Below are 12247 nucleotides of genomic sequence, written 5' to 3'. Positions count from 1 at the left end.
GGGCTGCCGTCATGGTTCCTCGTGGACGTTGCAGAATGCGGCTGGCGGATCAATAGCCTACCATCACATTCGCTCTTTCTGGTCTTGGCTGAGCCTTACGCTCGGTCCAAAGCTTCCAACTCGTCGATCAGCCCTTCGATCATCGACAGGCCCTGGCTCCAGAACGACGGATCGGTGGCGTCGAGGCCGAAAGGCTTCAAGAGTTCCGAATGATGCTTGGTGCCGCCGGCCTTCAGCAGTTCGAAATATTTCTCCTGGAAACCCTTCTCGGCCTTTTGGTAGACGGCATAGAGCGAATTGACCAGGCAATCGCCGAACGCATAGGCGTAGACATAGAAGGGCGAATGGATGAAGTGCGGGATATAGGCCCAATAGGTCTCATAGCCCTCGGAAATGTTGATAGCCGGTCCGAGGCTTTCCGATTGGACGGAGAGCCAGAGTTCGCCGATGTCGTCGGCGGTGAGTTCGCCTGCCTTGCGGGCAGTGTGCAGCTGGCGCTCGAACTCATAGAAGGCGATCTGGCGCACGACCGTATTGATCATGTCCTCGACCTTCTGGGCGAGCATCGCCTTGCGATCGCGTCTGTCGGTCGTCTTTTCCAGGAGCGCGCGGAAGGTCAGCATCTCGCCGAAGACGGAAGCGGTTTCGGCAAGTGTCAGCGGCGTCTGGCACATCAGCGCACCCTGCGCACCGGCGAGAACCTGGTGGACGCCGTGGCCGAGTTCATGCGCAAGCGTCATCACGTCGCGCGGCTTGCCCATATAATTGACGAGCACGTAAGGGTGGGCGGAGGGAACCGTCGGATGGGCGAAGGCGCCGGGCGCCTTGCCTGGGCGAACCGGGGCATCGATCCACTGCTCGTCAAAGAAGCGCCTGGCAATATCAGCCATTTCGGGGGCGAAATTGCCGTAAGCCGATAGCACCGTGTCCTTCGCGTCGGCCCAGGAGATCACGGCGCTCGACGTTTCCGGAAGGGGCGCGTTGCGGTCCCAGAAGTTCATCTGCTCCATGCCGAGCCATTTCGCCTTCATTTTATAATAACGATGCGACAGGCGGGGATAGGCTTCCCGAACGGCTGCGGCCAAGGCGTCGACAACCTCGCGCTCGACGCGGTTTGCCAGATGCCTGGAGTCGGCGATATCTTCGAAGCCGCGCCAGCGGTCGGAGATATCCTTGTCCTTGGCAAGCGTATTGGTGATCAGCGTGAAGATGCGGATATTCGCCCTGAAGGTTTCGGCGAGCGCCATGGCCGCCTTGCGGCGCACCTCCGGATCCTTCTCCTGCAGCATGTTCAGCGCCACCTCGAGCGGCACTTTCTCGCCATCGATCTCATAGCGGAGCTCCGCCATGGTTTCATCGAAGAGGCGGTTGAAGGCGGAGGACGATGTCATCGACTTTTCGAGGAAGAGCTGCTCCAGCCTGTCATCGAGCTGGTACGGCTTATCTTTGCGGAGGTCGATCAGCCAGGGGCGGTAATGACCGGCATCGGGGTCATTGGCGATGCAGGCGTCGATCACGGCGTCGTCGATCCGGTTCAGTTCGAGCGCAAAGAACAGGAGATGGCCTGAGAATTCGGTGATCTTGGCCTGCACGTCGCCGTAGAGCTTGCCGTTTGCCGGATTGGTGGTGTCGGAGAAATAAGTAAGGCCGGCAAAGGAGCCGAGGCGGCCCATGATATCGTCAAGCGCCTCATATTCTTTCAGCGCTGTGCCGATGCCTTCGGCGCCGGTCTTTGCCGCAGCTTCGGCGAGCTTGCCCTTCCACTTTTCTTCGAAGGCGATTGCGGCCTTGCCGGCCTTTTCCATGTCGGCGACGAAGGCGGTCGAGGTGGCGGAAGGATAGAGATCCTGCAGCTTCCAGACCGGCAGGTCGCCGAGCGCCGGATCGGCCGCCGCCCCGGCTGGCGCTGTTGGCGAGAAAAAAAAGCCGGCGTGCGGGAGCTCGATTTTCATGGGCGCAATTCCTCTCCACTTTATAACAGGTCTGTTTGAATAAGCGTGAGAGGGCCCGGCATCAAGGGCTTTTCGGCGCATAAAAGGCCTCGCTTCGGCACGAAATCGCGCTCTCGCAATCGTTAAAATGCAATTATTTCTCAAAACTGGATGTTCAAGCCTTTCTGCCAGAGTGCGCTCCAGGGTTTCGCATGAAGTGAGGCGACAATGACCGGTTACAATGAGCTCAAGGGAGCAGGGCAAATCCTCGTGGTCGAGGACGACCCGGTGCAGCGGCGCCTGCTCAAGAACGCAATCGAGCGTCACGGCCATGTCGTGCACCAAGCGGAAAACGGCCGAATCGGCCTGGAGATGGTCAAGCGTGACAGTGGCCTCTTCAATGTCATCGTGCTCGACCTGATGATGCCCGAGATGACCGGCCTCGAATTTCTCGACGCGCTTCACGAATTCGGCACGCAGATCCCCGTTATCGTGCAGACCGGCCAGGGCGGTATCGAGACAGTGGTGCAGGCGATGCGCGCCGGCGCCTTCGATTTCGTTGTCAAACCGGTCTCGCCCGAACGGATCGCAACCTCGATCGCGAATGCGATGAAGCTCGACCAGCGCGAGGTGAGGGCGCGGGCCGGACGCCGGTCGCGCTCGGGCTCGGTCGGGTTCGATGACATCGTTTCGGCAAGTCCGGCGATGATCCGCGTCATCGATCTTGCCCAGCGGGCCGCGCAATCGAATATTCCCGTCGTGCTCGAAGGTGAATCCGGCGTCGGCAAGGAACTGGTGGCGCGGGCTATCCAATCCGGCGGCGAACGCTCCAACAAACCGTTCGTCACCGTCAATTGCGGGGCGATCCCGCACAACCTCGTTGAAAGCATCCTCTTCGGTCACGAAAAGGGCGCCTTCACCGGCGCGACCGAACGTCACATCGGCAAGTTCATGGAAGCCGATGGCGGCACCATCTTCCTTGACGAGATCGGCGACCTGCCGCTCGAGGTGCAAGTGAAACTCCTGCGCGCCGTGCAGCAGGGCGAGATCGAGACCGTCGGCGCGCGCACCGCCCACAAGGTCAATGTGCGGCTTATCTCTGCGACGAACAAGGATTTGATCGAAGAGGTCAAGAACGGCCATTTCCGCGAGGACCTCTACTATCGCCTCAACGTCTTCCCGATCACCATTCCCGCGCTACGCAAGCGCAAGGAAGACATCCCGCATCTGGTGCGCGTCTTTACCGACCGCTTCTCAAGCGAGCAGAAGAACGGCCGCCGCATGACCGTGAACTCAGGTGCGCTGGCGCTGCTGACCGCCTATGACTGGCCCGGTAATATCCGCCAGCTCGAAAATGCGATCTTCCGCGCGGTCGTTCTCGCCGAAGGGCCGGAGCTGACGGAGGCGGATTTCCCGCAGATCGCCGCCCAGCTTCCGGAATATGAAGTGGTGGACCACCTGGCGCTCGTTGCCGACAATACCGGCCTCGATCCCGACGAGGGCTATGGAGAGGACTTCCGGACGTCGCCGCCCGCCGAGGTGCACCACCGCCTTTCCGAAGTTTCGGAAAATGCGATTGCCAGTGTCAATCCCTCCGGAGACGTGCGCAAGCTTGCCGATGTCGAGGAGGAACTCATCCGATTCGCACTGAAATTCTATCGCGGGCAGATGAGTCAAGTGGCTCGCAAGCTTGGCATCGGCCGATCCACACTTTATCGCAAGCTCAAAGATTACGGCATAGATCCCGATAATCCCCAGAAAGATGCGGCTTAGGCCTTATTTATTAAGACTCGGGCAACCACGATTTGTTACTGATCATAAACCACTTGTTAGTGGCTCGTTCACTATGTAAAGAAAAGGTTGATCATGTGTGGCATTTTTGCCATCGTGTGACCGCATTTGACAGTCATCTGAGACAGTACGGGACATTGTCTGTCTGACGGGGATCGAGTTGCCGAATCTGAATGGGAATTCCAAGCCTTCGCGCTTGAGCTGGCGTTCTTTGTGCGCCGACATCTGCGGAAAGGCAGTAAGGACGGCAGGGGCCGCCCTTCTTGCGCTTGCGGTTTCCTCGCCGGTATTCGTCAGTACGCCTTCCGAGGCAGCGGGCGATACCCGCAGCCTCAAGCTCTATTTCATCCATACCGGCGAAAAAGCTGTCATTACCTATAAGCGGAACGGTAAGTTCGACCCCAAGGGTCTGGAGCAGTTGAACCGCTTCCTGCGCGACTGGCGCAAGAACCAGCCGACGAAGATGGATCCGCGCCTGTTCGACCTGATCTGGGAAGTCTATCGCCAGAGCGGTTCGAGAGATTATATCAATGTCGTCTGCGGGTTCCGTTCTCCGGCGACCAATGAAATGCTGCGCGGCCGCTCGCGCAAATCCGGCGTCGCCGAAAAGAGCCAGCACATGCTCGGCAAGGCGATGGACTTCTTCATTCCCGACGTCAAGCTTGCAACGTTGCGCGCCATCGGCATGAAGATGCAGGCCGGCGGCGTCGGCTTCTATCCGAAATCCGGTTCACCCTTCGTACACATGGATGTCGGCGGCGTTCGCGCCTGGCCGCGGATGAGCCGCGACGAGCTTGTCCGGCTTTTCCCGAACGGCAATACCATTCACATTCCCGCCGACGGCAAGCCGCTGCCCGGCTATCAGCAGGCGATGGCCGATTACAAGCGCCGCGTCAATGGCACGCAGATCGAGATCGCCAGCGCTTCCGAATCGGCGCCAAAGCACAAGACGCTGTTTGCGGCGCTGTTTGGCGGCGGGGCGGACGAGCAGGAAGACGAGACGGATGATTCGGCTCCTGTCGCGGTTGCCAAGGCGACACCGCCGAAGGCCGAGGCCGCTCCTGCCGAGCCGCAGCAGACCGAGGTCGCAGCCGTGAACGCGCCGGTGCCGCAGGTTCGTCCGGCCTTCAGCAATCAGCCGGCCGGCAGCCAAATGGCGACTGCGCTGGTGGCGCCGTCTTCGGGTAATGCAGCGCAGCAGGCCCTTGCCTCTGCGCTTCCGACCGATCAGGTCCAGCCGGAGCAATTCGCCGATCTCAGCGCTTATAGCATTCCCGTTCCCTCGCTTCTCGGGCAGCGCCGCGCGCCGGGTGACGCCGAGGTCGCGTCGGTGGATCCGAACCTGCAAAACGGAATGCCGGTTCCGACTCCGGTCGAGCGCCCTGCCGTTGCCGAAAATCTGCTTGCTGCAGCCGATGCCGATCCGGAAGCGGAGGCAGACGAGGCCGATCAGGATGGCGGACTGTCTCCTGCCATCGCCGAGGCGCTCGAGCAGCAGAACAAGGATGCGGAAAGCCAAGTCGCCTCGCATGAGCCTGAGATGACCGTGGAGCAGGCAATCGCCGCCGCGATGCCGCAAAATACGCCTGCTGAAAAGCCGTCGTTGCAGCTCGCTGCCTTGGCGCCTGCGACGAAATCGGCGAGCTTCGGCGATGCTTTCGACGCCCCGGCTGCGGAGGGTCCCGCGCCGCAGGCCCTTCCGACCAAGGGCGGCCGTCCGACACAGAAGGAAGCCGCCGCAGCCGATGCAAGCCGCGCGACGGTTCGCACCGAGCCGAAGCTGACGGAGAAGATGATTTCGCAATGGGCGTTGACCAATGCCCGTGTCGAAATGGCGTCCAAGCAGGTCAAGGCGCCGCGCTTCGTCAGCCAGACGATGCGCGCCCAGCCGACCGCGGTCTATGCCGAGGGCTTCAACCTCAAGACTGCCTCGGTCGATCCGGCCCGCTTCAGCGGCACGGCCGTCAACTTCATGGAAGTGCGCAAGTTCAACACGAACTGAGCCTGTCGATCCTGGGAGAATCGAAACCGCTGGGGTGCCCCGGCGGTTTTTCTTTGGTTGCTTCGGCCGGCGAGGAAGCCGCGGCACACTTCCGGGCGCTTGCGCAAAAGAAAAGCCGCCGAAGGCGGCGGCTTGTCGAAGCGGCGATGTCTGCGAATCAGCCTTCCGGCGGCGCCTCGATCATTCCGAGAGCATGCAGATAGGTATCGAGGATTGCTTCCTCCTCCATGCGCTCCTGCTCGTCCTTCTTGCGCAGCGCCACGACCTTCTTCAGAATCTTGGTATCGAAGCCCATTCCCTTGGCTTCGCCATAGACGTCCTTGATGTCGTCGGCGATGGTCTTCTTTTCTTCTTCCAGCCTTTCAATGCGCTCGATGAAAGCGCGAAGCTGATCGCGGGCGACGCCATGAGCATCAGACATCGTGTTCTCCTGATTTTCCGGTGATCAATTTTGGATGCACGTGACTGCCGCGAAGCGACGTCACGGTCAAGCCTGTTAGAGGCCAAGCGGACTATTTGTGTGTCTTGTTCAGCTCAAAAGCAGCCTTTTGCACAGGCGAAGCCTCCTTCTGGTGGAGGTTCTTCCAGTCCTCATAGGGCATGCCGTAGACCATTTCGCGCGATTCGTCCCGGCTGACTGGGACACCTCCGGCCTCGGCGGCCTCGCGGTACCAGTTCGAAAGGCAGTTGCGGCAGAAGCCTGCCAGATTCATCAGGTCGATGTTCTGGACGTCGCTGCGGTCACGAAGATGTGCAACCAGACGGCGGAAGGCTGCGGCTTCGAATTCGGTCTGTTGTTCCCTGCTGAGCGCGGTCATCTCGCTCTCCTTTCATTCCGTGGACCTCAATAGGGGCCGGTGCGCGACGGGTGGACGTCGTATTCGTGCAAGGCCGGATCGGCGTTCATCGCCGTAAAGATCGGGGCCAGGCGCCCCGCCCATGCCGATATGCCTGCTTCATCAGTGATCAAATCCTGACGCACTTCGAGCAGGGCATGCGGAATGCCTGTCACCATGCAATGGCGGTACATGGTATCGCCCTTCAGAGCGCCGTCATAGGGCTCGTTGTCGCCGACGATGAGATCGGGATCGGCGCGCAGCATGTTAAGTAGCGGGCCGACGGCGCGCCGGTCGCTGTCCCAGAGGACGGCTGCGTGCCAAGGTCGGGGAATGCTCTTCCACGCCGGCGTGAAAGAGTGCAGCGACAGCACCAGCGGTGCCTTGCCGGTGCTATTCGCCACCGTGTCGATCGTGTCTGCGACGGCATCGTGGTAGGGTCGATGAAAGGCTTCGATCCGGTAATTCCATTCCTGCGGCGTGATCGGGTGATTGCCTGATATGACGGCGCCGTCCGAGATCTTCATGATCAGCGTCGGGTCGTCCTCCCCGCGGTTAGGGTCGATCAGCAGGCGCGAGAAACCGCCGAGCACTGCCGGTATGCCGAGCTTCGCTGCAAGCTGTCGCGTCAGGCCCTCGATGCCGATGTCGTAGGCGATGTGACGGGTAAAGGCAGATTCTGGCAGGCCGAGCCTTTCATATCGGGCGGGAAGGCGGTTCATCGCGTGATCGGCGAGGATCACCATGCCTCTGTCATGTTTTCCGGGTATGATTTCGAAGGATTGGAAGTCGTCCATGAAGGATTCGCCGTTGGTCATTGCGCAGTCGCGCCCAGTGATTGCATGCGCCCGCGACCGGTTCAAGCGCAGCAGGCGGCGGGAGCGGAGATGAACCTCAGCGGACGGTTATGAAAGGAAATATAATCGATTAGCATTGCGTTGACTTTCGGATGACGGCGGCGCAAGAAGACACGGATACGAATAACCGTGGAGCTATTTGGGAGCCGTGTTGATTCAAGCCGCGCCAAGTTTCCTCACGCGGTCCGGACCGTTGGTCCGACTCGCCCTGTTTGCTCTTGCAGCCGCCATGCCGTTCTTCAATGCAGATGCCGCACGCGCCGATTTTCGCGTCTGCAACGGAACCCAAAATCTGGTTGGGGTGGCGATCGGATACAGGGCCAAGGACGGCTGGATCACGGAAGGTTGGTGGCAGGTGCCGGCAACGACCTGCGCCACTCTGATCGAGGGAGAATTGCAGTCGCGCTATTATTACCTCTACGCAGAGGACGCTGCCCGCGGGGGACGATGGACGGGGGACGTGCAGATGTGCGTGGCGGAAAACGAATTCAAGATCTCGGGCGTGCAGGATTGTTATGCCCGGGGTTACCAGAAGATGGGATTCAAGGAATATGACACGGGCCGCCAGGGCAGCTGGATGGTTCAACTCTCCGACACCCCAGGGACGCAAGAAAGTCAGAATTGATGAAGCGTAATCGCAAAGTTAAAATCCTCGCCACCCTCGGGCCCGCCTCATCCGAGGAGTCGATGATCGAGAAGCTGCACCAGGCCGGTGCCGACGTCTTCCGCATCAATATGAGCCATGCGAGCCACGACCTGATGCGAACGCTCATCCAGCGCATCCGCTCGGTCGAGGCGCGCTCCGGCCGGCCGATCGGCATTCTCGCCGACCTGCAGGGGCCGAAGCTGCGCGTCGGCAAGTTTACCGACAGCAAGGTCGACCTGAAACCTGGCCAGACCTTCACGCTGGACAACAACGAAGCGCTCGGCGATGCCACACGCGTCTACCTGCCGCATCCCGAGATCCTGGAATCGGTGCAGCCTGGCCACCGCCTGCTGATCGACGACGGCAAGCTCTGCCTGCGCGCCGACAAGTGCGACGGCAAGAGCATCGTCACGACGGTCATTTCGGGCACGCGCATTTCCGACCGCAAGGGCGTCAGCCTTCCCGACACGCTGCTTGGCGTCGGCGCACTGACCGACAAGGACCGTGCCGATCTCGACGCCGTGCTCGCCACCGATGATGTCGACTGGGTGGCGCTTTCTTTCGTCCAGCGTCCGGACGACCTTGCCGAAGTGCGCAAGATTGCCCGCGGCCGCGTCGGCCTGATGTCGAAGATCGAAAAACCGCAGGCTCTCGAGCGCATCGAGGAGATCATTGAGCTTTCCGACGCCTTGATGGTCGCCCGCGGCGATCTCGGCGTTGAGATGCCCCTCGAATCCGTTCCCGGCATCCAGAAGCAACTGATCCGCGCCTGCCGCCGGTCTGGTAAGCCGGTGGTCGTCGCCACGCAGATGCTGGAATCGATGATCTCCGCGCCGGTTCCGACGCGCGCCGAAGTTTCCGACGTCGCGACGGCCGTTTTCGAAGGGGCCGATGCCGTCATGCTTTCGGCCGAATCGGCCTCCGGCGACTATCCCGTCGAGGCTGTCTCGACCATGGCGTCGATTGCCGGCGCCATCGAGCGCGAGCCGCATTATCCCGGCATCATCTATGCCCAGCGCGCCCAGCCGGAAGCGACCGGCGCCGACGCGATCTCGCTTGCCGCCCGCCAGATCGCGGAGACGCTGAAGCTGTCGGCGATCGTATGCTACACATCGTCCGGCACGACGGGCCTTCGCGCCTCGCGCGAGCGTCCGCAGGTGCCGATCCTGGCGCTGTCGCCGATCATCAAGACAGCGCGCCGGCTTGCCATCGTCTGGGGCCTCCATTGCGTCGTCACCCACGATGCGACCGATCTCGACGATATGGTCAACCGCGCTTGCCGCATCGTGGCCGACGAAGGCTTCGGCAAGCCCGGCGATCGCATCATCATCTCGGCCGGCGTGCCGCTCGGCACGCCGGGCGCAACCAACATGCTCCGCATTGCCTATATCGGTTCGGACGGCCAGAGCGGCATCTGATCCCATCGCATCCGTGATGAAGCCCGCTGCCTGAAGAGGCGGCGAGCTCTTTTGTCCATGTGACGAGGCATTGCCAAGGGATGCAGGGCATGCAAGTCTCGATCCTGGGTTTGGAGGGATCACCATGGATGTCGTCACTCTTTTGGCTTTTGCGGCCGTTTCTTTCGTCGGTATCGCGACGCCAGGGCCGACGGTGCTGCTGGCTTTGACAAATGGCTCGCGGCACGGGTGGCGCCGCGCGATTGCCGGAATGGTCGGCGCGGTTCTTTCGGATTTCGTGCTGATCGGCGCTGTGGCTGTCGGGCTTGGTGCGCTGCTTGCGGCATCGGAATTCTGGTTCTCGATGCTCAAATGGGCGGGTGCTGCCTATCTCGCTTTTCTCGGCATTATGCTCTTGCGTTCGAAGGGCACGATCGATGCGGCGCTGAAATCAGATGAGGCGGCGGCCATGAGATCGGCCTTATCGATCGGGCTGAAGAGTTTCATGGTCGCCGCGACGAACCCGAAGGGTTATCTCTTCTTCTCCGCCTTTCTGCCGCAGTTCATCGATCCCACCCAGCCGCAGGCGGCGCAGTTTATGCTGCTCGCCCTAGTCTTCGCTGTGCTCGATTTCATCATCATGTTCGGCTACGCTTTCTTCGGCTCGCAGGCGGTCCGTTTTCTGAAAACGTCAGGCGCCTTATGGCTGGAGCGGGCCTGCGGCGGCGCGTTGCTCGCCCTTGCCGGGTCGCTTGCCCTCTACCGCCGGGCAACGGTTTGATTTCAGGGCCGAGGCAGCGATAGGTGGCCGACTCGATAGGTCTGCGTGTGCCTGCCTATCTCAGGCATATCTTTCCATAGGCTGAAGCGTACGCGCGTCCATGTCGTCGGTTCGAAACCGGAGACGGAGGCGAGCGCACCTCTTGCCCGATCAGCTTCGGCCTCCGCGTTTTCGGCCCGGCGAAGATCGGCAAGCGACGCATAGGCTTGGGTCTGAATGATATCGCGGATGGCAAACCTGGACGCCGCAATCTCGGGCGAGACTTCCGCTTGCCACACAATCCAGGTACTCACCTGCGGCCAGCCGAAGGCGCCGGTGAGTGCCTCGAAACCTGGGCCGCAGAGAAAGTCGCTTGCTCCCTCCGGTCTTTGCCAGAGATAGAAGGGCGCGTAGAGATTGTCGCGGCTGCCGAATTTGTCCTTCCGGGCGCTGAGATAGGCCTTAAAGCCGAGATCGGGGAAGCCGTCGAGAAGTGGCCCTTTTTCGCGGATGCGGCGCTCGATAATCGACATGTCGTAGTCGGCGGGCAGGGTGAAGCCGTATTGCATAGCGATCATGGCCGTGTCTCTACTGCACGCAGTCGCCAGTCAGGATCAGTCATCTGGGCGATGCCGTCGCCGAAGGACCAGTCCTCGGGCGCGCTGGTGCTGATAACGATCATCACGTCTTCCGGCCGGATGCCCGGCGATTGCGCCAGCAGTTCGGCGAGCCGACGATAGAGCGCTGCCTTCATCTCAGCCGTTCGCGGCCGTCCGATCGTGACCGAGATATAGACGAAATCGTCCGAGCGCGGTCCGGCAAGATAGCTGCGGTCGAAGATCAGTTCATTTTCATCATGCTGATGGATGGCCTGAAAGCGGTCGTTCTCAGGCACGTCGAAGGTTTCGACCAGCGCGCGCTGGACATTGTCGGCGAGGGCAGCGAGATATTCCTGTGACTTGCCTCTGCGAAGAGAGATGCGAACGAAGGGCATTGGGATCTCCATGGTTCGGCCGTCCGGCGGCCTTGACAACAGCATCATCGCAGCACAGGATGATACTGAAAATCAGAATTTTATGGACAAATTATCCTAAATAACGGAACTGTTGATGCGACGGACGATCTTCGATCTCGATGTGCTTCGAACCTTTTCGACCGGCATGGAGCTCGGCAATTTCGCCAAGGCGGCAGAAAAGCTCGGGCGTTCGACGTCGGCGGTCAGTGCGCAGCTGAAGAAGCTGGAGGAGCAGGCGGGCACGCCAATCTTCCGCAAGGCGGGGCGCGGGCTCGCGCTGACCGACGCCGGCGAAACGATGCTCGGTTATGCCAGACGGTTGCTGGAGCTCAACGACGAGGCGGCTGCGGCCGTCCACAGCGCCGAGCTGGAAGGCTGGGTGCGGCTCGGCTTGCAGGAGGATTTCGGCGAAAATCTGCTGCCCGAGGTGCTCGGCCGTTTCGCGCGGGCTCATCCGAAGGTGCGCATCGAGGCGCGGGTGGTGCGCAATGCCGAACTGCTGGAGCGCGTCACTTCGGGCAAGCTCGATCTGGCGCTCGCCTGGAGCGACGGCACGCTGACGGCTCATTGCGAGCGCATCGGCGAGGTGCCGATGCGCTGGATCGGGCCTGCGGAGGGGCTGCCGGGCTGGCATGCGGCAAGCGGCGAATCCGTACCGCTCGCCTCGTTGGAGGCGCCGTGCCTGATGCGAACTGCGGCGACCCGGGCACTCGATGAGGCGGGCATATCCTGGCGGCTCGCCTTCGTTAGTCCCAGCCTCGGCGGTCTCTGGGCGGCCGCGGCGGCGGGCCTCGGGCTCACCATCCGCACGCCAATCGGCCTGCCGGCCAAAGTCCGGCCACTTGCGCCCGAAGCGGTCGGCCTGCCTGACTTGCCGAAGCTCGGCTTGGTTCTGCACCGGGCGGAGGCCGAACTGCAGCCGGCTGGAGCGCGGCTTGGCGCGCTCCTACTGGAGTCCGTGCATGAGGCCCTGCGCGGGACAAGTGGCTGATATCTTCGTTGACCCTTCGGG

The 12247-nt window shown here is 61.4% G+C and carries 12 protein-coding genes; 6 read left to right on the top strand and 6 right to left on the bottom strand.

From position 1 onward, the window contains the following. Positions 1-95: 95 nt before the first annotated feature. Complete coding sequence (locus tag FFR93_RS22805) at positions 96-1952, bottom strand: M3 family oligoendopeptidase (protein ID WP_138394875.1); 1857 nt, start codon at positions 1950-1952, stop codon at positions 96-98. A gap of 207 nt (positions 1953-2159) precedes the next feature. Here FFR93_RS22805 and FFR93_RS22800 point away from each other — a divergent pair, with 207 nt between their 5' ends. Then, positions 2160-3704, top strand: a complete 1545-nt coding sequence (locus FFR93_RS22800) for a sigma-54 dependent transcriptional regulator (protein WP_064708745.1) — start codon at positions 2160-2162, stop codon at positions 3702-3704. 178 nt (positions 3705-3882) lie between these two features. Next, positions 3883-5724 (top strand): DUF882 domain-containing protein, encoded by a 1842-nt coding sequence (locus FFR93_RS22795; RefSeq protein ID WP_138394874.1) that lies wholly within the window; start codon positions 3883-3885, stop codon positions 5722-5724. Between the two features lie 157 nt (positions 5725-5881). On the opposite strand, the gene FFR93_RS22790 is transcribed toward FFR93_RS22795, so the two are convergent. From FFR93_RS22790 to FFR93_RS22780, 3 genes are all read right to left on the bottom strand, one after another. Beyond that, positions 5882-6145 carry a DUF2312 domain-containing protein gene (locus FFR93_RS22790; protein WP_008533181.1) on the bottom strand — a complete coding sequence of 88 codons (264 nt, stop codon included), beginning with the start codon at positions 6143-6145 and terminating at the stop codon, positions 5882-5884. 91 nt (positions 6146-6236) lie between these two features. Further along, positions 6237-6542 carry a DUF1244 domain-containing protein gene (locus tag FFR93_RS22785; RefSeq protein WP_138394873.1) on the bottom strand — a complete coding sequence of 102 codons (306 nt, stop codon included), beginning with the start codon at positions 6540-6542 and terminating at the stop codon, positions 6237-6239. A gap of 26 nt (positions 6543-6568) precedes the next feature. Continuing rightward, positions 6569-7357, bottom strand: a complete 789-nt coding sequence (locus FFR93_RS22780) for an N-formylglutamate amidohydrolase (protein ID WP_138394998.1) — start codon at positions 7355-7357, stop codon at positions 6569-6571. Positions 7358-7556: 199 nt separating this feature from the next. Between FFR93_RS22780 and FFR93_RS22775 the strand changes: the two genes are divergently transcribed. The 3 genes from FFR93_RS22775 to FFR93_RS22765 all read left to right on the top strand — a co-directional run bounded on the left by FFR93_RS22775 (position 7557) and on the right by FFR93_RS22765 (position 10241). After that, positions 7557-8042 (top strand): DUF1036 domain-containing protein, encoded by a 486-nt coding sequence (locus FFR93_RS22775; protein WP_138394872.1) that lies wholly within the window; start codon positions 7557-7559, stop codon positions 8040-8042. Beyond that, a complete protein-coding gene (gene pyk / locus FFR93_RS22770; protein WP_064712174.1) occupies positions 8042-9481 on the top strand; it encodes a pyruvate kinase in 1440 nt (479 codons plus the stop codon). Before FFR93_RS22775 ends, pyk begins: the two co-directional genes overlap by 1 nt. Positions 9482-9605: 124 nt before the next feature. Beyond that, entirely contained in the window at positions 9606-10241 is a 636-nt protein-coding gene (locus FFR93_RS22765) for a LysE family translocator (protein ID WP_064708750.1), read from the top strand. A gap of 2 nt (positions 10242-10243) precedes the next feature. On the opposite strand, the gene FFR93_RS22760 is transcribed toward FFR93_RS22765, so the two are convergent. Continuing rightward, entirely contained in the window at positions 10244-10798 is a 555-nt protein-coding gene (locus FFR93_RS22760; protein ID WP_138394871.1) for a DUF4865 family protein, read from the bottom strand. Next, positions 10795-11214: a tautomerase family protein gene (locus FFR93_RS22755; protein ID WP_064712171.1), complete on the bottom strand. Its 420-nt coding sequence runs from the start codon at positions 11212-11214 to the stop codon at positions 10795-10797. The genes FFR93_RS22760 and FFR93_RS22755 overlap by 4 nt, the downstream gene beginning before the upstream one ends. Positions 11215-11329: 115 nt before the next feature. Here FFR93_RS22755 and FFR93_RS22750 point away from each other — a divergent pair, with 115 nt between their 5' ends. Further along, positions 11330-12226, top strand: coding sequence for a LysR substrate-binding domain-containing protein (locus tag FFR93_RS22750; RefSeq protein WP_138394870.1), 897 nt, complete (start codon positions 11330-11332; stop codon positions 12224-12226). The last annotated feature ends 21 nt before the right edge of the window (positions 12227-12247 follow it).

It is taken from the genome of Rhizobium sp. MHM7A (assembly GCF_005862215.1).
Taxonomy (GTDB): domain Bacteria; phylum Pseudomonadota; class Alphaproteobacteria; order Rhizobiales; family Rhizobiaceae; genus Rhizobium; species Rhizobium bangladeshense.
Note: the sequence above shows the minus strand (reverse complement) of the source record. Positions and strands in the feature narration are given on the sequence as shown.

What these genes read in the sequence shown, in the direction of transcription:
- FFR93_RS22790 (WP_008533181.1), bottom strand. Translation starts at nt 6,145, where the DNA reads ATGTCTGATGCTCATGGCGTCGCCCGCGATCAGCTTCGCGCTTTCATC.
- FFR93_RS22760 (WP_138394871.1), bottom strand. Translation starts at nt 10,798, where the DNA reads ATGATCGCTATGCAATACGGCTTCACCCTGCCCGCCGACTACGACATG.
- FFR93_RS22750 (WP_138394870.1), top strand. Translation starts at nt 11,330, where the DNA reads ATGCGACGGACGATCTTCGATCTCGATGTGCTTCGAACCTTTTCGACC.
- pyk (WP_064712174.1), top strand. Translation starts at nt 8,042, where the DNA reads ATGAAGCGTAATCGCAAAGTTAAAATCCTCGCCACCCTCGGGCCCGCC.
- FFR93_RS22755 (WP_064712171.1), bottom strand. Translation starts at nt 11,214, where the DNA reads ATGCCCTTCGTTCGCATCTCTCTTCGCAGAGGCAAGTCACAGGAATAT.
- FFR93_RS22800 (WP_064708745.1), top strand. Translation starts at nt 2,160, where the DNA reads ATGACCGGTTACAATGAGCTCAAGGGAGCAGGGCAAATCCTCGTGGTC.
- FFR93_RS22780 (WP_138394998.1), bottom strand. Translation starts at nt 7,357, where the DNA reads ATGGACGACTTCCAATCCTTCGAAATCATACCCGGAAAACATGACAGA.
- FFR93_RS22805 (WP_138394875.1), bottom strand. Translation starts at nt 1,952, where the DNA reads ATGAAAATCGAGCTCCCGCACGCCGGCTTTTTTTTCTCGCCAACAGCG.
- FFR93_RS22765 (WP_064708750.1), top strand. Translation starts at nt 9,606, where the DNA reads ATGGATGTCGTCACTCTTTTGGCTTTTGCGGCCGTTTCTTTCGTCGGT.
- FFR93_RS22785 (WP_138394873.1), bottom strand. Translation starts at nt 6,542, where the DNA reads ATGACCGCGCTCAGCAGGGAACAACAGACCGAATTCGAAGCCGCAGCC.